Below are 21248 nucleotides of genomic sequence, written 5' to 3'. Positions count from 1 at the left end.
ACCCACCCCGCCCCCGGAAACACCACCGAAGGAACCCACTGGTATGAGCAGCACGATCGCCGGCAACGGGGAGAAGTCCCTCGTCCTCGCCTCGGGGCGCGCGCACCCCGAGCTCGCCAACGACGTCGCGCGGGAGCTGGGCATCGACCTGCTGCCCACGACCGCGTACGACTTCGCGAACGGCGAGATCTACGTCCGGTTCGGCGAGTCGGTGCGCGGCGCCGACGTCTTCATCCTCCAGAGCCACACCGCGCCGATCAACCAGTGGATCATGGAGCAGCTGCTCATGGTCGACGCCGCGAAGCGTGCCTCGGCCCGCACCATCACGGTCGTCCAGCCGTTCTACGGCTACGCGCGCCAGGACAAGAAGCACCGTGGCCGCGAGCCGATCTCGGCCCGCCTCATGTCCGACCTGTTCACCGCGGCGGGCGCCGACCGCCTCATGAGCGTCGACCTGCACGCCGCGCAGACGCAGGGCTTCTTCGACGGCCCCGTCGACCACCTGTGGGCGATGCCGATCCTCACGGACTACGTGCGCTCGCGCGTCGACACGTCGAACGTCACGGTCGTCTCGCCCGACGCGGGCCGCATCCGCGTCGCCGAGCAGTGGGCGGCCAAGCTCGGCGGCGGCCCGCTCGCGTTCGTGCACAAGACGCGCGACGTCACGCGCCCGAACCAGGCCGTCGCCAACCGCGTCGTCGGCGACGTCGAGGGCCGCGACTGCGTGCTCGTGGACGACCTCATCGACACCGGCGGCACGATCGCCGAGGCGGTGCGCGTCATCCTCGCCGCGGGTGCGCGGTCGGTCATCGTGGCCGCGACGCACGGCGTGCTGTCCGACCCGGCGGCGCAGCGCCTGTCCGAGTGCGGGGCGAGCGAGGTCGTCATCACCGACACGCTGCCGATCGCCGCGGAGAAGCAGTTCCCGCAGCTCACCGTGCTCTCCATCGCGCCGCTCGTCGCGCGCGCCATCCGTGAGGTGTTCGACGACGGGTCGGTCACCTCGCTCTTCGACGGCAACAGCTGACAGGAGGGGCCGTGGGCGGCTCGGGAGTGACGACCACCGGACAGGGGGCGGTGACCGCGGCGCCGGACGTCGCCGTCGTCGAGCTGGGCGCGGAGTCGAGCGCACCCGGCGTCCAGGAGGCCCTCGACCGGGCGAACGCGGGGCTCGCCGCGGCGCGCGACGCGCTCGTCGCGGCGGGCGTCGACCCCGCGGACGTGCGGACGTCGCAGACGTCGACGTGGACCGAGCAGCGCGACGACGGCCCGCGCACGACGGCGCGGCTCACGCTGCGGGCGACCGTGCGCGACGTCGCGGCGTGCGGTGAGGTCGTCCGTGCCGCTCTCGACGCCGCCGGGCCCGTCGCGCGGCTGGACTCGACGAGTCTCGCCGTCGGCGACCCGGGACCGCTCGCCGTCGCGGCGCGCGACGCCGCGTTCGCCGACGCGCGCTCGCGCGCCGAGCAGTACGCCCGGCTCGCCGGCCGCTCGCTCGGCCCGGTCGTCGAGGTCCGCGAGGACGCGGGCGGGCCCGGCCCGGTGCCGCGCCTCATGGCGGCCAAGGCCGCGAGCGACGCGCTCGTCGTCGAGCCCGGCACGCAGGAGGTCCGCGCGAGCGTGACCGTGCGCTGGGAGCTCGCGGACTGACACCCTCGACGCGCGACCGTGCGCGGCGCACGCCCGGGCCGTGACAAAAGGCAGGTGTTCCGGGCCCCGGCGCGCCGTAGCGTGAGGACCATGCTCATCCTCGAGGACTACCTGCTGCTCACGCTCGACGACGTGACCGGGAAGGCCGTCGTCGACGCCTCGTACCGGGAGCAGGTCGCCGCGGGGGCGCTCCTCGTCGAGCTGGCGCTCCTGGGCCGCGCCGACCTCGCGGGCGACGGCGACGGCGGGCGCGTCGGCCGGATCGTGGTGCGGGACCCGGCCCCGACGGGCAACGCGCTGCTCGACGAGGCGCTGACCGTCGTGCGGTCGCGCGAGGGGTCGAAGCCCAAGGCGCTCGTGGCGCCCCTCGCGAAGCTCAGGCCGGCGTCCCGCGCGATCGGGTCGCTCGCCGAGCGCGGCGTCCTGCGCCGCGAGGAGGGGCGCGTGCTGGGGATCTTCCCCACCACGCGCTGGCCGGCCGCCGACACCCGGCACGAGGACGGCGTGCGCGCCGACCTGTGGCGCGTCCTGGTCGACGGCGGTGCGCCGGACCAGCGCACGGCCGCCCTGGTCGCCATCCTCGCCGCGACCGGGCAGGCGGGCCGCGTGCTCGCCGCGGGCGGCGGTCCTGGGGCTCCGTCCGTCGTCGACGGCGGAGCCGACCTGCCCGGGTCACGCCGCCGCGCCGTCGACGCGCGTGCGAAGGAGATCGCGCAGCAGAGCTGGGCGAGCGAGGCTGTGCGCGCCTACGTGGAGGAGGTCACCGCGGTCATCCTCGTCGGCGCCACGGTCGCGGCGACTGCGGCGGCGACGAGCTGAGGCGCGGTCGGCGGCGCGGCCGCCCGGTCAGGGGCGCCCGAGCGCGCGGTACGTCCAGCCCGCGTCGCGCCAGACGGCGGGGTCGAGCGCGTTGCGGCCGTCCAGGACGCGTCGGTGCGCGACGTGCTCGCCCAGCGCGCGGGGGTCGAGGTCGCGGTACTCGCGCCACTCTGTGAGCAGCACGACGACGTCGGCCTCCTGCGCCGCCTCCTCGACGGTCGCCGCGAACTTCAGCTCCGGTGCGGTGCGCCGCGCGTTCTCCACCGCGCGGGGGTCCGTGACGACGACGTGCGCACCCTGGAGGTGCATCTGCATCGCGACGTTGAGCGCGGGGGAGTCCCGTGTGTCGTCGCTGTCGGGCTTGAACGCGGCGCCGAGGACAGCGACGTTGCGACCGACGATCGACCCGCCGCACACCTCGCGCGCGAGGTCGACCATCCGTACGCGTCGGCGCATGTTGATGGAGTCGACCTCCCGCAGGAACGACAGCGCCTGGTCGACGCCCAGCTCTCCCGCGCGGGCCATGAACGCGCGGATGTCCTTGGGCAGGCACCCACCCCCGAACCCGAGACCGGCGTTGAGGAAGCTGCGCCCGATGCGGGCGTCGTGCCCGATCGCGTCGGCGAGGACCGTGACGTCGCCCCCGGTGGCCTCGCACAGCTCGGCCATGGCATTGATGAACGAGATCTTGGTCGCGAGGAACGAGTTCGCCGCGACCTTGACGAGCTCGGCCGTCGCGAAGTCGGTGACGACCTTCGGCGTGCCGTCGGCGAGGACGCTCGCGTAGACCGTGTCGAGGACGCCCTCCGAGGTGCCGTCCCCGGCGGGGTCGACCCCGTAGACGAGCCGGTCCGGGTGCAGGGTGTCCTGGACGGCGTGCCCCTCGCGGAGGAACTCCGGGTTCCACACGAGGTGCGCATCGGGCTCGGCCTCGCGGACGCGTGCGGCGAGGCGCGCGGCGGTCCCCACGGGGACGGTGGACTTGCCGACCACGACGTTGCCGGGAGACAGGTGCGGAAGGAGCGACTCGACCGCGGCGTCGACGTAGCGCAGGTCCGCCGCGTACTCGCCCTGCCGCTGCGGCGTGCCGACGCACACGAAGTGGACCCGCGCCCCGGCCGCGCGCGACACGTCCGTCGTGAAGGACAACCGGCCGCTGCCGACCTCCTGCTCGAGGAGGCGGGGCAGTCCGGGCTCGAAGAACGGGGCCTCGCCCGCGGTGAGCGCGGTGACCTTGTCGGCATCGACGTCCACGCCGACGACGTCGTGCCCGAGGGACGCCATGCTCGCCGCGTGCACGGCACCGAGGTACCCGCAACCGACCACCGAGATGCGCATCGAGGTCCTCCGTAGGAGACGGTCTGGGTGTCGGCCCACGCTACTCCGCCGGCCGCGCCGGACGGCCGGCTGGTGGGGGTGAAATGACGGACACGGGGCACCAAGCGGTCGTGCCGGACGCCCGCGGCGGGTGAACTTCCGGGCGGGAGGTCGCCCTCGTAGCCCCGGGAGTGGTTCGATTCGCCTGAGGGTGCGTGCAGGGGGCGGCGGTCACGCGGTGTCGCCGCAGTCTCGACGAGCACACGCGAGAAGCAGGACGCACCACATGCCGCACACACAGGAGCCTCGACCGTCCGGGGTCACGCGTCGGCGATGGGTCGTCGCGACGGCCGGCGCGGTGGCGGGTGCGCTCGCGCTCGTGGGCATCGGGGCGGCGCTCCCCGGGATCCCCGGCGGTGCCGGGACCTCGCAGCTCACCGACGTCGTCGGCGACACCGAGGCCGAGAGCGTCGCGATCGGCGGCGCCGTCGGCCAGGAGGTCGCGGCGAACTTCGACCCCGAGCAGTCGGGCCCCGAGGGACCGGACGCGTCCGCTTCGTCGATGTGGTGGCGGTGGACGGCCCCGACGAGCGGTCCCATCACGTTCTCGACGCACGGCAGCGAGCTCGACACCGTGCTCACGGTCTACCCGGGCACGGCGACGAGCGCCCCCGTCGCGACGAACGACGACGAGGGCGACGTCCGGACCTCGTCGGTGACCTTCGACGCGACCGCGGGCGAGGAGTACCTCGTCGAGGTCTCCGCCAAGTCGCCCGACCCCGGGCTGCTGACCCTGTCGTGGCAGCCGCCCGCACCGGCGGCCGCGGCGCTCCCGGATGAGCCCGCCGCGGCGGCGGTCACGTCCACCGGCATCCCCCTCACGGGGAACACGGGCGAGAAGCCCCAGTCGAAGCTCTGGTCCGCGGGCGGCACCTGGTGGGCGGTGCTCGCCTCGGCCAGCACGTCGCCCGCAGGCACGTGGGTCTGGCGGTACGACGCGGTCGCCAAGACGTGGACGAACGTCACGCGCATCTCCGAACGCACGGACGTGCGCGCGGACGTCAAGGCCGTCGGCGACGTCGCGCACGTGCTGCTCCACGGGCCGACCACGACCCTCGTCTCGATCCAGCGGGACCCGCAGTCGAACACGTACGTCCCGTGGACATCGCGCGCCGGCGCGACGGCGGTCTCGCTGCCCGGCAGCGAGACCGCGACCATCGACATCGACTCGACCGGCCGCATGTGGGTCGCCTGGGACACGGCGAGCCAGGTGCAGGTGCGCTGGAGCGACGCCCCCTACTCCTCGTTCTCGGCCCCGGTCACGGTCGCGTCGGGGATCACGGACGACGACATCGCCGTCGTCACCGCGATGCCGGGCAAGAAGGTCGGGGTGCTGTGGTCCAACCAGAACACCCAGAGGTTCGGGTTCCGGACGCACGTCGACGGCGCGTCACCCTCGACGTGGACGGCTGACGAGGTCCCCGCGGCGGGGTCCGCGCTCCCGGTCGGCGGTGGCATGGCGGACGATCACCTCAACGTCGCCGTCGCCGACGACGGCACCTTCTACGCGGCCGTCAAGACCTCCTACAACACCGCGGACCGCACCGTCATCGGGCTCCTGGTCCGCCACCCGGACGGCGCCTGGGACCCGCTGCACGAGGTCGACCGGGTCGGCACGCGCGGCATCGTCGTCGTCGACGACGTCACGGACCGTCTCCGGGTCGTGTACACGCGCAGCACGAACCTCGACGACATCCTCGTGAAGGAGACCTCCCGGCTCTCTCCCGACTTCTCCGGAGCGGCCGAGACGGTGCTCGACGGCTCCTGGAACAACGCGACCGCGACGAAGTCGAACGTCCCCGGCGAGGTGCTGGTGATGGCCGCCTCCGCCACGACGGCCCGTGCGGCGCGCCTCGCCTGGACGCCGGCCGGTGCCCCGACGGCGCAGGACTCGACCGTCGCGACGACGGTGGGCGGCACGGTCACCGGGAAGCTCGGCGCGCAGGCGACGACCGACGACCCCCTCACGTTCCAGGTCGTCACGCCGCCGACCGCGGGAACCCTGACGGCGATGGACCCCGCCACGGGTGCGTTCACCTACCGCGCCGGGGCGGCGAGCGGGCTCGACTCGTTCACGTTCCGCGTGGGCAGCGGCGGGCTGTGGTCGGCTCCTGCCACCGTGGGCGTGCGCGTGTCCTCCGCGGACGGCCTGGTCGGCGCGTGGAACCTCGACGAGGGTCAGGGGCTCGTGACCGCCGACTCCTCCGGGTGGGGCAACGGCGGGACGCTCGTCGGCGGGTCGTCGTGGGTCCCGGGGGTCTCCGGGTCCGCCGTGCGCTCGGACGGCGCGACGGGTCTGGTCCGTGTCCCGGACTCCGCCGCTCTCGACGTGAGCACCGGGCTCACGGTCGCTGCGTGGGTGCGACCGGAGCAGGCCGCGACCCAGTACGTGGTGAAGAAGGCCACCAACGACGCCGCGGACGGGTTCGAGCTGGCGCTCGCGAGCAACGGCAAGCCCTTCCTGCGTCTCAACGAGGACAGCTCGGGCGACACGTACCGGGTCAACGCGACGTCCTCGTACCCCACGAACGGCACCTGGGTGCACCTCGTCGGGTCGTACGACGGGACGCGCATGCGGATCTACGTCAACGGCGTGGAGCAGGCCTCGAAGGCCGGCCCGGCGAGCATCGGCACGAACGCGTCACCGTTGGGCATCGGCGCAGAGGGCAACGGCTACCGGCCCGTCAAGGGTGCGGTCGACGGCGTCCGTCTCTACGACCGTGCGCTCTCGGCCGCCGAGGTGACGACGCTGTTCCAGGGCGGGACCACGCAGCCCACGCCGGCTCCCGTCGCGCAGGACGTCGCCGTCTCGACGACGCTCGGCCAGCCGGTCTCCGGCTCGCTGACGGCCACGGTGCCCCAGGGCGCGACGCCGCAGTTCCAGGTCGTCACCCCGCCGACGCGCGGGACGGTCGCGCTGACGAGCACGTCGGCCGGCACGTTCACCTACACGCCGGGAGCCTCCGCTGGCGCGGACTCCTTCACGTTCCGGGTCGGTGCCGGTGGGCAGTGGTCGGCACCGGCGACGGTCCGCGTGGCGGTGGCCTCCCCGGACGGGCTCGTGGGAGCGTGGGAGCTCGACGAGGGTCAGGGGCTCGCGACCGCGGACGTGTCGGGCTGGGCGAACGGCGGCTCCCTCGTCGGTGCGGCCACGTGGGTCCCCGGTCGGAGCGGGTCCGCGGTGCGGTCCGACGGCGTGACCGGCTACGTCCGCGTGCCTGACGCCTCGACGCTCGACCTCACGACGCGGATGACGGTGGCCGCGTGGGTACGGCCAGAACAGCTCGCGACGCAGTACGTGGTGAAGAAGGCCGCGCAGGGGACGACCGACGGCTACGAGCTCGGTCTCGCGAGCGGGGGCAAGCCCTTCCTGCGGCTCAACCACGCATCGTCGGGGGACACGTACCGGGTCGACGCCACCTCCACGTACCCGACGGACGGCACCTGGGTGCACCTCGTCGGGACGTACGACGGGACGCGCATGCGGATCTACGTGAACGGCGTCGAGCAGGCCTCGAAGGCCGGTCCGGCGAGCATCGGGACGAGCACGCTCCCGCTGGGCATCGGGGCCGAGTCCAACGGCACCCGGGCCACCAAGGGCGCCGTGGACTCCGTGCGCCTGTACGACCGCGCCCTCACCGGGGCCGAGGTCGCGGCGCTCTACTCCGGTGCGAGCAGCTCCGTGCCCGCCCCGGAACCGACGCCGGACCCCACGCCGACTCCGGACCCGACGCCGACGCCCGACCCGACTCCGGACCCGACGCCGACGCCTGACCCGACGCCGACTCCGGACCCGACGCCGACGCCCGACCCGACGCCGGATCCCGCACCGGTTCCGGACCCGACGCCGACGCCCGACCCGACGCCGACCCCTGACCCGACGCCCGACCCCGGACCGACGGTCCCGGCGGGGGCCGTCGGGGTGTGGGGGTTCGACGAGGGGCAGGGGACCACGGCGGCGGACGGCTCGACCAACGGCGCGACGGCGTCGTTGCGCTCGGGGGCGACGTGGGCGACGGGCCTCAGCGGCACCGCGCTCGGGCTGGACGGCGTCGACGACTTCGCGCGCGTCGACGACCGGCCCTCCCTCGATCTCGCCGGCCCGATGTCGGTCTCCGCGTGGGTGCGCCCCGAGCAGAAGGCGACCCAGTACGTGCTCAAGAAGGCCGCCCAGGGAGTGACGGACGGGTACGAGCTGGGCCTGGCGAACGGCGGGACGGCGTTCCTCCGGTTCAACCACGCGTCGTCCGGCGACACCTACCGCGTCGACACCACGACGCCCTACCCGACGGACGGCACCTGGGTGCACCTCGTGGGCACCTTCGACGGCACACGGATGCGGATCTACGTGAACGGCGTCGAGCAGGCGTCGAAGGCCGGGCCGGCCGCCGTCGGCACCAACGCGCTCCGTCTGGGCATCGGCGCCGAGTCGGACGGGACCCGTCCGATGAAGGGCCGCATCGACGGCGTGCGGCTCTACGACCGTGCCCTGAGCGCCGCGGAGGTGGCGCAGCTCTACGCCGCGCCCGGGAAGTAGCGGAAGCCCCGAGTCTCGGCCCGCCTCGGCTCCGTCGCGGGTTTCGCGGGGGAGCCGAGCCCGGGTACAGTAGTCAGGTTGCCTCGGCGAGGGACGTCTGACGGCCGGCAGCGCTGGACCGGTGAGCACACCGGCGGCGCGGGACCGCGAGTGTCAGCCAGACCTGTTGGATCTCCGTTATCGACTGGGCGGTCGTCCTCCTGCGCGCCCGTCACACGTCCCGCGCCGACGCAGCCGCCCGTCCGGGTGGCCCTCTCAACCGTCCGGACAGCCGACCGCTCCCCACTGGTGGCCGGCCCGCAACGTTCTTCCAGGAGTGATCCACGTGTCTGAGATCAAGCTCGCCGCCGAGGCCCGTACCGAATTCGGCAAGGGTGCCGCCCGCCGCGTCCGCCGCGCCGGCAAGATCCCCGCGGTCCTCTACGGCCACGGCACCGACCCGCTGCACGTGACCCTGCCGGGTCACGAGACGATGATGGCGCTCAAGCACTCGAACGCGCTGTTCTCGATCGAGCTCGACGGCAAGGCCCAGCTCGCGATCGCCAAGGACGTCCAGCGCGAGCCGGTCCGCAACGTCATCGAGCACGTCGACCTGCTCATCGTGAAGAAGGGCGAGAAGGTCGAGGTCGAGGTGCCGGTGCACGTCGTGGGCGAGTCGGTCCCCGGCACGATCCACCTGCTCGAGCAGCTCAGCCTCGTGGTCGAGGCGGACGCCACGCGCCTGCCCGACGCGATCGAGGTCTCCGTCGACGGTCTCGAGGCCGGCTCGGTCGTGTACGCGGGCGACGTCACGCTGCCGGAGGGCGTCACCCTCGTGACGGACGCCTCGGCCGACGTCCTCATCGTCAGCGAGCCCAAGGTCGAGGCCACCGAGGACGAGGCCGCCGCGGAGGCCGCCCCCGCCGAGGCTGCCGCGGAGTGATCCTCCCCGTCGTCGGCTGACGCCACGACGACCCGCGTCGGACGCCCGGTACCGTGACGGTGCCGGGCGTCCGTGCGCCCGCACCACGACTGCACCACCACCTGCACCACCTCCCGCCGGCGTGCCGCCCGGGGCGGGACCCGGACGAAGGACGAGGGACGACATGACCGACCAGCCGTGGCTCGTCGTCGGGCTCGGCAACCCCGGGCCGACGTACGCGGGCAACCGCCACAACCTGGGCCACATGGTCCTCGACGTCCTCGCGGGGCGGGCCGCCGCCCGGTTCGCGCGCCACCCGCGGGCGCAGGCCGCCGTCGCCGAGGCCCGCATCGGGATGCTGCCCGGCGGGCGCCCCGGGCCGCGCGTCGTCCTGGCCAAGCCGACGACGTACATGAACGTCTCCGGGGGCCCGGTGTCCGGGCTCGCGAAGTACTACGGGATCGACCCGGACCACGTCGTCGTGGTCCACGACGAGGTCGACATCCCGTTCGGTGCCGTGAAGCTGAAGATCGGCGGTGGCGAGGGCGGCCACAACGGCCTGCGCGACATCACGAAGGCCCTCGGCACCAAGGACTACGTGCGCGTGCGCGGGGGCGTCGGGCGCCCGCCCGGCCGCCAGGACACCGCGGACTTCGTGCTCAAGGACTTCAAGGGCCCCGAGGCCAAGGAGCTCCCGTTCCTGCTCGACGACGCCGCGGACGCCGTCGAGCTGCTGCTCACGGACGGCCTGCTCGCCGCCCAGGGGAAGTACCACACGAAGGCGTAGCACCGCCCCGAGCGCGTCAGGACGCCCGTTTTCACCCGGGTGAGGTCCCTTCGTCCCCCCTCGCGGGGGGTCCCTCCGACCTAGGCTGGTTCTCTGCGTTCGCGAGGGAGGACCGATGACCCACGGTGTCGCGCTCGCGCACGACTACGCGACCCAGCGTGGCGGTGCGGAGCGGGTCGCGCTGCTGCTCGCCGACGCGTTCCCCGGCTCGCCGATGTACACGACGCTGTACGACCCGGCCGGTACGTTCCCGGAGTTCGGCTCGCTCGACCTGCGCACGTCCGCCCTCGACCGGGCCGCCCTGCTGCGCCGGCACCACCGGGTCGCGCTCCCCTTCCTCGCGCCCGCCGTCGACCGGCAGCGCGTCGAGGCGGACGTCCTGCTCGCATCCTCCACCGGCTGGGCGCACGGGTACCGCGGGGCGGGACGCACGGTCGTCTACTGCCACGCCCCGGCCCGGTGGCTGTACCAGCGCGACCGGTACCTGGGGCCGGCGGACGGCTCCGCCGCGCACCGCGCCCGACGGCGCGCCGCGGCCACCGCGCTCGGCCTCCTGTCCCCGGGGCTGCGCCGGTGGGACGGCGCCGCCGCGCGGCGCGCGGACGTCTACCTCGCCAACTCGACCGTGACGCAGCGCGCGATCCGCGACGCGTACGGGATCGAGGCGGAGGTGCTCGCACCGCCGCCCGCGATGCTCCCCGACGGCGAGGAGCGTGCCCTCCCCGGCGTGGAGCCCGGCTTCCTCCTGTGCGTGGCACGCCTGCTGCCGTACAAGAACGTCGACGTCGTCGTCGAGGCGGCGCTCTCGACGGGGCGTGAGCTCGTCGTCGTCGGGGACGGCCCCGACCGCGCCCGGCTGGAGGCGCAGGCGGCCCGCGGGGGCGGCCGGGTGCACCTGCTCGGCCGCGTCGACGACGCGACGCTGCGCTGGGTCTACCGGAACGCGTCGGCGCTCGTCGCGGCGTCGTACGAGGACTACGGGCTGTCGCCGCTCGAGGCCGGGGCGTTCGGGCGGCCGAGCGTGGTGCTGCGCGACGGCGGCTACCTCGACACGGTCGTGGACGGCGTCAACGGCGTGTTCTTCGACGCGCCGCGGCCCGACCTCGTGGCCGAGGCCGTCGAGGTGGCGGCGGGGTACGCGTGGGATGATGGCGCCGTCACGGCCCACGTCGCGACGTTCGGCCGGGAACGGTTCGTCGAGCGACTGCGAGGCGTCGTGGCCCAGCAGCAGGACCGCACCGTCGGCGCGGGCCGACCCGGTGGGGGGAGAGCACAGCGATGACCATCAGGGAGTTCCTCCGCACGATCTGGGCGGGCAAGTACTACGTGCTCGCCGCGGTCCTCGTCGTCGTCGCCGCTGCGCTGTTCTACGTCGACCGTCAGGAGACGATGTACCGCGCGACCGCGACGGTCCAGCTCTACGGCGTGCAGAGCGCGCAGGGCGGGGAGTCGCTCGTCGAGGTCACGGTGGCGACCGACGCCGACGACGTCACGTCGCCCGAGGTCGCGGCGGCCGCCGCCACCGCGCTCGGCGAGCCGGAGGCGGCGGACGAGCTGGCCGACCTGGTGTCCGGCGACGTCGACGGCGAGAACAAGACGGTGGCGGTCGAGGCCACGACCACCGAGGAGGCGCGGTCGGTCGAGGTCGCGAACGCGTTCGCCGACGCGTACGTGGCTCAGCTCGTCGTCATCCAGGCCGACCAGGTCGCGGAGCTCGAGAGCCGCCGCCAGGCGCTCGCCGAGCAGCTCGCGGGCGTGCGCCAGCGGCTGGCCGCCGACCCGGAGGACCCGCTGGCGCTGGCCGAGCAGGACATCATCGTCGGCGACTACTCCGCCCTCACCGTCCAGATCAACTCCCTGCGCGGCATCGCCGTCCCGGGCGAGGTCGTCGCGCCCGCGACGGGGGCCGAGCCCCTCGGGCTCTCGCGGCTGACGGTGCTGGCGCTGGCCCTCGTCGTGGGCCTCGTGGCGGGGATCGGGCTCGCGTTCGCGCGTCGGGGGCTCGACGTGCGCGTCCGGAGCGCGGCCGAGTCCACGCGGCTCACCGAGACGCCGGTCCTCGCGGAGCTCTACGGCACGCGGCCTGCGGAGAAGGAGTTCACGCACACGCACGCGCTGCCCGTGGCGAGCAAGGTCGCGACGCCCTTCACGGAGTCGATCCGCGAGCTCCGGACCGCCGTGCAGGTGTCCACCGCCGGCATGAAGCACGCGGTCGTCGTCGTGACGGCGGCCGACCCGTCGGCGCCGCGCTCGTTCATCACGGCGAACCTCGCGGCCTCGTTCGCGCTCAGCGGCCGACGCACGGTGGCGCTGTCCGGCGACCTGCGGCGCCCGCAGCTCGACCGCATGCTCCCGGCCCCCGACGACTGGGACGGGCGGGACCAGGAGCTGCGCCCGACCGCGGTGCCGAACCTCCGGGTCATGCCGGTGCCGGAGGAGGAGATGGACCCGGCGGACTTCCTCGCCACGGAGCGCGCACGAGGACTCGTCCGGAGCCTGCGCGACCACGCGGAGGTCGTCGTGGTCGACGCGCCCCCCGTCCTGGCGGCGGCCGACGCGACGATCCTCGGCGGCTACGCGAACGGCGTCGTGCTCATCGCGTCCGCCGGTCGCACCGACCGTGCGGTGCTCGCGGAGGCGACCGAGCGGCTGCGTGTCAGCAACGTCCCGCTGCTCGGCATCGCGCTGACCGGCGTCACGGGCGACCGGCGCATGCTCTACGCCTCCACGTACGGCGACGACACGGAGCAGGGTGCCGGTCAGGACGGCGTCCGTGCGGCGGCACCCGCCCCCTCCGTCGCGCCCGGGGCGACCGGGCGGCCGAACGCCCCTGCCGAGCCGTCCGGGCCGGCGCGGTCGGGTCCGTCCGAGGACGAGCCCGCCCCGGACGACGACGCGCGCGCGGTCGGCACTCGACGTGCGTCGGTCGCCGCGGCGGCCGTCTCGGCGACCGACGCGGCGGCGCGCCCCGTGCCGCCCTCGGTGCCCGCCGGCGGCGCGGCCACGCCCGACGGCGCCGCGGCGTCCGGTGCTCCCCGGGGTCCGGGCAAGCGGCACCCCGTGCTCGCCCCGGCGTGGAGCAAGGTCGAGCCGGCCGCGCCGGACGAGAGCGGTGACGAACCCGAGACCGACGAGCGCAAGCGCCCGTTCCGGTGGTGACCGTCCCGGGCGGTCAGCCGCTCCGGGTCCTCGTCCTCGACCACACCGCGGAGCTCGGCGGCGCCGAGCTCGCGCTCGTGCGCACGTGCGCGGCGCTCGGACCCGAGGTCGACGTGCGGGCGCTGCTCTTCACCGACGGTCCCCTGCGCGCGCGCCTCGAGGGGCTCGGCGTCCAGGTCGACGTCGTCGCCCTCGCGCCGTCCGTGGCGACCACCGACCGCGAGCGTGCCGGGCGGCTGTCGGCGTCGACGCTCACGGGCGCCCTGCGCACGCTCCCCTTCCTCTGGCGGCTCGCTCGGCGCGTGCGGGCGCTGCGGCCCGACGTCGTGCACACGACGTCGCTCAAGGCGGACCTCCTGGGGATCGTTCCCGCGGCGCTCGCCCGTCGGCCCCTCGTGTGGCACGTCCACGACCGCGTCGCCCCCGACTACCTACCCGGGCCGCTCGTCCGGGTCGTGCACGGGCTGGCGCGCCAGGTCCCGGCGGCGGTGGTCGCGAACTCGCACGCGACGGCGGAGACGCTGCCCGTGACGGCCGCGGTCGCGTACCCCGGCTTCGCCCCCGAGCAGGTGGAGGGCGCCGAGGCGGCGCTCGCCCGGCGCGCGGCCGTGCCCCAGCCCTTGGTCGTGATGGTCGGGCGGATCAGCCCGACCAAGGGCCAGCTCGAGGTCGTGCGCGCGCTGCGCACGGTCGTGGACGCAGTTCCGGCGGCGCGGCTGCGGGTCGTCGGAGAGCCGGCTTTCGGCGCCGAGGACTACGCGGCGCTGGTCCGGGCCGAGGTGACCGGGCTCGCGCTCGACGACCACGTCGACCTCGTCGGCTTCGTCGCCGACCCGCGCGCGGAGCTCGACGGCGCGGCCGTGTGCGTGCACGCGTCGCCCGTGCCGGAGCCGTTCGGGCAGGTCGTCGTCGAGGCGATGGTCCGTGGCGTCCCGGTCGTCGCGACGCGGGCGGGCGGCGTCGAGGAGATCCTCGACGACCCCGAGGACGGGCCCGCGCCGCTCGGGCTCCTCGTGCCGCCCGGGGACGTCGACGCGCTCGCGACGGCCCTGCTCGACGTGCTGCGCGACCCGGCCGCGGCCCGCGAGCGCGCGCTCCGGGCGCGCAAGTCGGCGCTCCGCAGGTTCCCCGTGGAGCGCACGGCGCGGGTGCTCACGGACGTCTGGACGTCCGTGTCCGGGCCAGCGCCGCGCGCATGAGCGCGGCCTGCCCGCGCCAGGTCGGGACGTCGGGCGGGTCGGTCGCGAGCCGCTCGGACCGTGGGGGCGCCGCGTCGCCGAGCGCGGCGAGCACCGCCGTCGGGAAGTCCTCGCCGGCGGCGACCCGCACCCCGGGCTCGTCCCGGAACCCGGCCACGGGCGTGGACACCACGGGTCGCTCGACGGCCCGGTACTCGTAGAGCTTGATGGGGTCCAGGCTGTCGGTGAACGCGTCGACGACGTGCGGGACGAGCAGGACGTCGGCGTGGCGCAGGTAGGCCGGCACCGCGGTCCAGGGACGCGGTCCGAGGAGCACGACCCCGGCGCGCGCGAGGTCGGCGTGCTCGGCGGCGGAGAGGTCCACCACCGGGCCGACGAGCACCACGCGGGCGCTCCCGTCCAGCGCGCGGGCCGTCGCGAGGAGCAGCGGGACGTCGAACCGGTCGGGGTGCACGGTCCCGACGTAGAGCGCGACCCGGCCGGCGGGGAGGTCGTCCGGCCGAGCGAAACCGCGCCGGTAGCGCTCGAGGTCGACGCCGTTCGTCAGGAGCGTCACGTCGCGGAGCGCCCCTTTGCGCGCGACCAGGCCCGAGGAGCACACCGTGACCTCCGCGCACCGCTCCAGCAGCGTCGCCTCGTCCTCGACCAGGCGCGCGTGCTCGGCGGGGGAGCGGTCGGCGGCGAGCCAGTCGTCGGTGACGTCGTAGAGCGCGGGCCAGCCCGTGCGCCGCACGACGGCGGCGCCGGACGGGTCGTTGACCCACAGCACGGGGCGGCGCAGTCCGGCGCGGGCCACGGCGCGCTCGACCGACCGAGCGAGCCGGACGTCCACGCGCGGGTCGACCCTGCGGGGGAGCCACTTGGTCGGCTCGTGGAGGAGCACCCGCCCGGCGGCGATCCCGTCCACGTCGGGCGCGGCGCGCAGGCCGCGCCCGGGGCGGGGGACGCCGCGCCGGCTGAGCCGGTGCAGCGGGTCGGCCGCCGGCTCCACGAACAGCACCCGCGCCGTCGGGTCGGCACGGCACAGCTCCGCGACGAGGTACTGGTTGCGGCGCCACACGTCGTCCCAGCGCTCGAGCGACAGGACGACGACGTCGCCCGCGCCCGCAGCGCCCGCGGCGGCCGTCACGCGAGCACCGAACGGTAGACGGCGTCCGTCCCGGAGACCTGCGCCGCGGGCGTGAAGCGCTCGCGCTGCGCGGCGCGGCCGGCGGCGGCGCACGCGTCGCGGCGTCCCGGGTCGGCTGCGAGGGCGGCCAGGGATCGGCCGGCGGCGACCGGGTCGAGCGGGGGGTAGAGCGTGAGCGGGTCGATCCCGTCGAGCGTCTCGCGGTGCCCGCCCGCCGCGGAGGCGACGACCGGCAGGCCGCTCGCCATCGCCTCGAGGACGCTCAGCCCCAGCCCTTCCACGGGGCACGGCGCGACGAGCAGGCCTGCGCGTCCCAGGAGGGCGTCGACGTCGTCGCGCGCCCCGAGGAACGCCGTGGCGGTGTCGATGCCGAGCGACCGGGTGAGGTCCGCGAGCGCCGCCCGCTGCGCGCCGTCGCCCGCGACCTCGAGCCGCCAGCCGCGGCCCGCGAGCCCCGACGCCGCGAACGCCTCGAGCGCGAGGTCGGTGCGCTTCTCGGCCTCGAGCCGCTGGACGACCAGCACGACGTCGTCGCGCGCGGCGGCGGCGCGCCCGTCGGGACGGTCCGCCACGCCGGGGTGCACCACGACGCTGTCGCCCTCCACGTGGTCCGCGACGTACCGGCTGATGGCGATCTGGGCCCGGACCGACGACGCGGCGACGACCGCGACGAGCCGTCCCCGCGCCCCGGTGCCGCGCCGTCGGGCGAAGTGGCGCGTCGACACGACCGGCGGGAACCCGCGCGTCGTGCGGGCCGCCACGGCGGCGGCGACCTCGGCCGCGGTCATGTGCACGTGGACGACGTCCGCCGCCGCCGCGTGCCGGCGCAGCGCCCGCACGACGTCGCCGGTCGAGGTCGCCGGGAGGAGGGGCACCGTGGGGTCGTCCACCGTCGAGCGCATGCCGTCGGGCGCCCCGCCGACGACCGCGACGTCGTGGCCTGCGGCCGACTGCGCGCGCGCGAGCCGCGCCACGTGCCGCTCGACGCCGGCGAAGCCGTCGGACCGGACGGCGTGGAGGATCCTCACGGGCGGTGCTCCGATCGTGCGGTGGCGAGCGCTGCCGCGAGCTCGAGGTAGCGACGTGCGACGGCGTCCCAGTCGTGCCGCTCGGCGGTGGCACGTGCCCGCGCCGAGACCTCGCCGCGCGCGTCGTCGTCCAGGGCGGCGACGGCCGCGAGACCGGTGCGGACGCCCTCGACCGTCCGGTCCACCAGCCACCCGGTGACGCCGTCCTCGACCACGTCGGGTGCGTAGCCCACGGGGGTCGCGACGACGGGGACCCCGCACGCGAGCGCCTCGAGGACGACGAGCGCGTTCGCCTCGTAGGCGCTCGGCAGGGCGAGGGCGTCGGCCGCGTGGAGCCACGGCCGTGGGTCGGGCACGCGGCCGGCGAGGTGCACGCGGTCGGCCGTCCCGAGGCGGGCGACCCGCGCCCGGACGTCGGCGAGCATGTCGGGCGTCCCGCCGACGACGCTCACGTGGACGTCGGGCAGGTCCGCGGCCGCGGCGAGCACGAGGTCGAGGCCCTTGCGGTCGAACTCGTGCCCGACGAACACCACGTGGACGGCGCCCTCGGGCACGCCCGCCGCGGCCCGCGCCGCGGTGCGCTCGGCGGCCGAGGGCGGCGCGAAGCGCGCGACGTCCACGCCGTTGCCGATCACGACGGCGCGCGCGCGCAGCCGCGGGTACGTGCTGCGCAGCGCGTCGCGCTCGGACCGCGTGAGGTTGACGACCACGCGGTGGGAGCGACCCCGGTACCGGAGCGCGTCGCGGGCCGCCGTGAAGAGGTGCAGCGGGTTGCGGGCCATGCGCCACGCGTACCCGCCGCGCGCGCGCATGGCGACCCGGAGGATGCCGTGGTTGACGTACACGTCGCCGGCGAGGACGTCGTTGTGGCAGATCGAGACCACCGCGTCCCCGGCTCTCCGGCCCGCGCAGCGCTCGCGGGCGACCCGGCGACGGGCGAGGACCGTGCCGACCGTGGAGAACCAGACGACGCGCGCGAGGAGCACGAGCCGGCCCCGGACGCCCGGTCCGGGCTCGGGGAGCCACGTGCCGCGCGCGTCGGCGAGCGTGAAGCGCGCGGTCGGTACCCCGGCGCGCTCGAAGGCCTCCTCCAGGTGGTGCGCGACGCCCCCCACTCCGCTGCCCGGGGCGATCTCCGGGGCGATCTGCAGGATCCGCAGGTCGGTCATCGTTCGGCCATCTCCCGCACGGATCGCAGCTCGTCGAGAGGGAGCTCCCGACCGGTCACGTCGCGGGCGTGCTGCCGCGACTCGGCGTAGGACTCGGCGCCCAGGCACACGCCGACGATGACGAAGGGGACGGTCACCTGGACGGACACCCAGAAGAGGTCGAACTGCCCCTGGACGAAGCGCATCATGAGCATCGAGAACGCGAGGGTCCCGAAGCGCGGGTTGATCCGCCACAGCACGACCATCCCGCCGAGGAACAGCACGAGGAACCCGACGAGCCCGACGATCCCGGCGGACGTCAGCACCTCGAGCTCGACGTTGGGCGGCTGGAAGACGAACTCCGTGACGCCCGCGGTCCACCACCGCAGGCCCATGCCGACCCACGGGCTGCGCTGCCACACCTCGATCGAGTCGGCGTACCAGGTGAGCCGCTGGTTCGCGGAGTTGAACTGGTTCCCCGACTCGAGCTGCTCCTGCACCGCGAGCACGACGAAGTAGATCGCGGGGATCGCGGCGAGCAGGATGAGCTTCGAGCGCTTGCGGTCGGGGTCGCCGCGCAGCGTGATGAGCATGATGCCGATCGCGAGGCCGATGAGGGCCTGGCGCGCCTGCGCGGCGAGCACGCCGAGCGAGCACAGCCAGAAGGCACCGAGCGAGAACCAGCGCGGCCAGCCGACCCACCACGGGCGCGCGTACGCGGTCAGGGCGGCGAACGCGAGCACGCACCCGATGAAGTTCTTGTGCATCGCGAGCGGCGACTCGATGTACACCGGTCCCGTGTTGCCTGCCGCGAGCTGCTGGAGCGCGACGAGGCAGGTCTGCGCAGCGATGGCGAGGCACGGCAGCAGGAAGAGGGTGAGGCCGAGCCGGGCGCGACCCGAGCGGCCGACGGCCCAGCCCAGGACGAGGGCGCCCGCGACGGAGAGCCAGGCGTGGAACCATTCCACGACGTTCGCGCTGAAGGGGTTGACGAGCACCGTGAAGAGCGTCGCGACCTGGTAGACGAACGAGAGCCAGAGCATCGCGCGCATCGGCCGCGAGAACGGTCGCGGCGAGAAGAAGAGCGCGAACCAGAACGCGCCGAACAGCGCGAAGTCGCTCAGGGAGAGGTCGACCCCACCCCCGCCGACGCGCTGGACGATCACGAGCGCGGGCATGGCGAGGATCGGCAGGGCCACCGGCTCATACGCCGTGAGCCCGACGACGAGCACCACGAGCGCGCCGCCGACGGCGGCCATCTGGAGCTCGGGGACGACGAAGCCGAGGAGCGCGAGGAGAGCGACGACGACGGCCCCGCCCATGAGCCAGGCGGCGACGGTCCGGCTGCGCGCGAAGGCCGCGCCGGGGACGCGCGGCGCGCGGTAGAGCACGGGCCGGCGGCGCAGGAGCGGCGCGCGCTGGGTCACAGCGCCGACTCCGCGCGGACAGGACCCGCGAGGTAGAGCCGGAGCCGTCGGCGCGCCGACTCGCGTGCGTCCCCCCGCAGCGCGACGGAGCGGGCCGCCGCCCCGAGCACGGCGCCGACGCGCGCGAGCGCCCAGCCCGCCCGGCCGTGGTGCTTGCGCAGGTAGCGCTCCTGCGAGGCGTGGAAGTGCGTCTCCCGACGGGTCGGGTCGCTGCTGGTCGCGCCGCCGAGGTGCAGGGCGTGCGCCTCGGGCACGACGGCGTGCCGCCACCCGGACCGCACCGCGCGGTACGCCCAGTCGGTCTCCTCCGCGTAGAGGAAGAAGCGCTCGTCGAAGCCCCCCACGTCGTCGACCGCGGCAGCGTTGAGCAGCAGCACCGAGCCGATGACGAACGAGCGGTCCGCCGGGGCCCGGCGCAGCCGCGCGAGCCCGACGGCCTCGACCCACGTGGCCGCCGGGGACGGGAACGGCCAGACCACGCGCGCCCGGACGCCGTCGTCGTCGACCTGCTCCGGCCCCACGCTCGCGATCCCCGGGGCGGCGTGCAGCGCGCGGTGGAGGGTCTGGACGTCCTCGGGCGTCACGACGGCGTCGGGGTTGAGCAGCAGCACGTCGGCGCCGGGCGCCTGGCGACGGGCGAGCGCGTGGTTGACCCCCGCGGCGAACCCGCCGTTGCAGCCCGGGTCGAGGTAGCGCCCGCCCGCGAGCTCGGTGATCTCCCGGATCTCGGGCAGGGACGAGTTGTCGACGACCGTGATCGGGTACTTCCCGGCGAGCGGGGCGAGCGCGTCGCGCACCATCGCGGGGGACCCGTAGGCGACGACGACGACCTCGGGCGGCACGGCCGCGGACGCGCCGTCCTTCCCGCGCGCACGCGCCGGGCCTGGACCCTCGCCGACCGCCGTGAGGTAGAGCTCCTCGTAGCGGCGGGCGACCTCGGCCCACGAGCACGACGCCGCGCGCTCGGTGCCCGCGGCGCGCAGGCGGTCTGCCAGGCCGTCCTCGTCGCGGACGCGCGCGAGCGCGGCGCGCAGGGCAGCGGGGTCCTCGGGGGCCACGAGCAGGCCCGCGCCGCCGACGACGTCGGGCAGGGCGCCCGTGCGGCTCGCCACGACCGGGACGCCGCACGCCATGGCCTCGACCGCGACCCGCCCGAACTGCTCGACCCAGCCGGGCGTCTCGCGCGACGGGACGGCGAGGGCGTCGAGGGAGCGATAGAACGCGACGAGGTCGTCGCCCGCGAGCGCGCCGACGAACCGGACCCGGCCGCCGAGCGGGCGCGCCGCCTCCTCGAGCGCCGCGCGGTCCGGGCCGTCGCCCGCGACGACGAGGTCGAGCCGGTCGTCGCCCGCGACCGCTGCGAGGAGCACGTCGACGCCCTTGTGGTGCGCGAGCCGCCCCGCGTACCCCACGAGGAGTCGAGCTGCGCCCTGCCCCGTGCGTGCGACGTCCGGCACGGCGTCGGGCGCGGGCGCGAAGACCGCGGGGTCGACGCCCAGCGGGACCGTCTCGACGCGCCCCAGGGCGCCCTTGGCGCGCACGATCCTGCCCGCCTCGTCGTTGCAGACCGACACTGCCGCGGCGCCGCGCAGCGCGCGCGCCTCGAACCACCGGAACGGCCAGGGGTAGCGCTTGTCGAGGTTCTGCGCCGAGTAGAGGAGGTACGGCGGCGCGGGGCGACGCGACACGAGCGCGCGCAGCCGGCGCAGCAGGAGGACCTCCGCCGTCGCGAGCGCGAACGGCTCCTCGTGCACGTCCAGGACGTCCCACTCCTGCCCGAGCGCGCGCCACAGGGGGAGCGGGACGTAGACGAAGAGCGCCGGGTGCGACCCGAGCGTCCGCACGCCCCGCACCGGCTCGCCGCGGCGTGGCACGAGGCGGACGGTCGCGCCGCCCTCGTCCCAGGCGCGCGCCGAGAGCAGCCGGACGTCGACCCCCCGCGCGCGCAGCTCTCGCTCGCGCTCGCGCCAGGCGTCGACCACGGCGCTGTGCGAGACGCGGAGGACCCTCATGTGGGAGATTGTCCCCCAGCAGGCCACGGATCCCGCGGGAATCCGCCGATTTCACCCCATCCGTCCGCGGTCCGG

Annotated in this window: 15 protein-coding genes; 9 read left to right on the top strand and 6 right to left on the bottom strand. The window is 75.4% G+C overall.

Annotation, left to right across the window (positions count from 1 at the left end):
- Nucleotides 1-43: 43 nt before the first annotated feature.
- The 3 genes from ACN9MS_RS15860 to ACN9MS_RS15850 all read left to right on the top strand — a co-directional run bounded on the left by ACN9MS_RS15860 (nt 44) and on the right by ACN9MS_RS15850 (nt 2469).
- Nucleotides 44-1027 (top strand): ribose-phosphate diphosphokinase, encoded by a 984-nt coding sequence (locus ACN9MS_RS15860; RefSeq protein WP_053370151.1) that lies wholly within the window; start codon nt 44-46, stop codon nt 1025-1027.
- Between the two features lie 26 nt (nt 1028-1053).
- Complete coding sequence (locus ACN9MS_RS15855) at nt 1054-1650, top strand: SIMPL domain-containing protein (protein ID WP_426309429.1); 597 nt, start codon at nt 1054-1056, stop codon at nt 1648-1650.
- A 90-nt stretch (nt 1651-1740) separates the two neighbouring features.
- Nucleotides 1741-2469, top strand: coding sequence for a GOLPH3/VPS74 family protein (locus ACN9MS_RS15850; protein ID WP_426309428.1), 729 nt, complete (start codon nt 1741-1743; stop codon nt 2467-2469).
- Between the two features lie 27 nt (nt 2470-2496).
- Here the strand turns inward: ACN9MS_RS15850 and ACN9MS_RS15845 are convergent, their stop codons facing one another.
- Nucleotides 2497-3807, bottom strand: a complete 1311-nt coding sequence (locus ACN9MS_RS15845; protein ID WP_426309427.1) for a UDP-glucose dehydrogenase family protein — start codon at nt 3805-3807, stop codon at nt 2497-2499.
- A 265-nt stretch (nt 3808-4072) separates the two neighbouring features.
- Here ACN9MS_RS15845 and ACN9MS_RS15840 point away from each other — a divergent pair, with 265 nt between their 5' ends.
- The 6 genes from ACN9MS_RS15840 to ACN9MS_RS15815 all read left to right on the top strand — a co-directional run bounded on the left by ACN9MS_RS15840 (nt 4073) and on the right by ACN9MS_RS15815 (nt 14429).
- The gene (locus ACN9MS_RS15840; RefSeq protein ID WP_426309426.1) at nt 4073-8383 is read left to right on the top strand and encodes a LamG-like jellyroll fold domain-containing protein; all 4311 of its coding nucleotides are present in this window, start codon (nt 4073-4075) and stop codon (nt 8381-8383) included.
- A 325-nt stretch (nt 8384-8708) separates the two neighbouring features.
- Nucleotides 8709-9305, top strand: coding sequence for a 50S ribosomal protein L25/general stress protein Ctc (locus tag ACN9MS_RS15835; RefSeq protein WP_426309425.1), 597 nt, complete (start codon nt 8709-8711; stop codon nt 9303-9305).
- A gap of 163 nt (nt 9306-9468) precedes the next feature.
- On the top strand, nt 9469-10071 hold the full coding sequence (gene pth, locus ACN9MS_RS15830) for an aminoacyl-tRNA hydrolase (RefSeq protein WP_426309424.1): 603 nt from the start codon (nt 9469-9471) through the stop codon (nt 10069-10071).
- Between the two features lie 115 nt (nt 10072-10186).
- Nucleotides 10187-11353 (top strand): glycosyltransferase, encoded by a 1167-nt coding sequence (locus ACN9MS_RS15825; protein WP_426309423.1) that lies wholly within the window; start codon nt 10187-10189, stop codon nt 11351-11353.
- Nucleotides 11350-13230, top strand: a complete 1881-nt coding sequence (locus ACN9MS_RS15820; RefSeq protein ID WP_426309422.1) for a hypothetical protein — start codon at nt 11350-11352, stop codon at nt 13228-13230. Before ACN9MS_RS15825 ends, ACN9MS_RS15820 begins: the two co-directional genes overlap by 4 nt.
- Complete coding sequence (locus tag ACN9MS_RS15815; protein WP_426309421.1) at nt 13224-14429, top strand: glycosyltransferase family 4 protein; 1206 nt, start codon at nt 13224-13226, stop codon at nt 14427-14429. The genes ACN9MS_RS15820 and ACN9MS_RS15815 overlap by 7 nt, the downstream gene beginning before the upstream one ends.
- Here the strand turns inward: ACN9MS_RS15815 and ACN9MS_RS15810 are convergent.
- The 5 genes from ACN9MS_RS15810 to ACN9MS_RS15790 are packed head-to-tail and all read right to left on the bottom strand — an operon-like array spanning nt 14383 to nt 21173.
- Nucleotides 14383-15558, bottom strand: coding sequence for a glycosyltransferase (locus ACN9MS_RS15810; protein ID WP_426309420.1), 1176 nt, complete (start codon nt 15556-15558; stop codon nt 14383-14385). The two genes, ACN9MS_RS15815 and ACN9MS_RS15810, sit on opposite strands and share 47 nt — an antisense overlap.
- A complete protein-coding gene (locus ACN9MS_RS15805) occupies nt 15555-16586 on the bottom strand; it encodes a glycosyltransferase family 4 protein (protein WP_426309419.1) in 1032 nt (343 codons plus the stop codon). The genes ACN9MS_RS15810 and ACN9MS_RS15805 overlap by 4 nt, the downstream gene beginning before the upstream one ends.
- A complete protein-coding gene (locus ACN9MS_RS15800; RefSeq protein WP_426309418.1) occupies nt 16583-17755 on the bottom strand; it encodes a glycosyltransferase family 4 protein in 1173 nt (390 codons plus the stop codon). Before ACN9MS_RS15800 ends, ACN9MS_RS15805 begins: the two co-directional genes overlap by 4 nt.
- Entirely contained in the window at nt 17752-19161 is a 1410-nt protein-coding gene (locus tag ACN9MS_RS15795) for an O-antigen ligase family protein (RefSeq protein WP_426309417.1), read from the bottom strand. The genes ACN9MS_RS15800 and ACN9MS_RS15795 overlap by 4 nt, the downstream gene beginning before the upstream one ends.
- Nucleotides 19158-21173: a glycosyltransferase gene (locus ACN9MS_RS15790; RefSeq protein WP_426309416.1), complete on the bottom strand. Its 2016-nt coding sequence runs from the start codon at nt 21171-21173 to the stop codon at nt 19158-19160. The genes ACN9MS_RS15795 and ACN9MS_RS15790 overlap by 4 nt, the downstream gene beginning before the upstream one ends.
- Between the last annotated feature and the right edge of the window lie 75 nt (nt 21174-21248).

It is taken from the genome of Cellulosimicrobium sp. E-16 (genome assembly GCF_049913115.1).
Taxonomy (GTDB): domain Bacteria; phylum Actinomycetota; class Actinomycetes; order Actinomycetales; family Cellulomonadaceae; genus Cellulosimicrobium.
Note: the sequence above shows the minus strand (reverse complement) of the source record. Positions and strands in the feature narration are given on the sequence as shown.

Bases quoted from the DNA above. Each gene is read 5' to 3' on its own strand.
- ACN9MS_RS15860 (WP_053370151.1), top strand. From the start codon at position 44: ATGAGCAGCACGATCGCCGGCAACGGGGAGAAGTCCCTCGTCCTCGCC.
- ACN9MS_RS15850 (WP_426309428.1), top strand. From the start codon at position 1,741: ATGCTCATCCTCGAGGACTACCTGCTGCTCACGCTCGACGACGTGACC.
- ACN9MS_RS15845 (WP_426309427.1), bottom strand. From the start codon at position 3,807: ATGCGCATCTCGGTGGTCGGTTGCGGGTACCTCGGTGCCGTGCACGCG.
- ACN9MS_RS15840 (WP_426309426.1), top strand. From the start codon at position 4,073: ATGCCGCACACACAGGAGCCTCGACCGTCCGGGGTCACGCGTCGGCGA.
- pth (WP_426309424.1), top strand. From the start codon at position 9,469: ATGACCGACCAGCCGTGGCTCGTCGTCGGGCTCGGCAACCCCGGGCCG.
- ACN9MS_RS15825 (WP_426309423.1), top strand. From the start codon at position 10,187: ATGACCCACGGTGTCGCGCTCGCGCACGACTACGCGACCCAGCGTGGC.
- ACN9MS_RS15820 (WP_426309422.1), top strand. From the start codon at position 11,350: ATGACCATCAGGGAGTTCCTCCGCACGATCTGGGCGGGCAAGTACTAC.
- ACN9MS_RS15800 (WP_426309418.1), bottom strand. From the start codon at position 17,755: ATGACCGACCTGCGGATCCTGCAGATCGCCCCGGAGATCGCCCCGGGC.
- ACN9MS_RS15790 (WP_426309416.1), bottom strand. From the start codon at position 21,173: ATGAGGGTCCTCCGCGTCTCGCACAGCGCCGTGGTCGACGCCTGGCGC.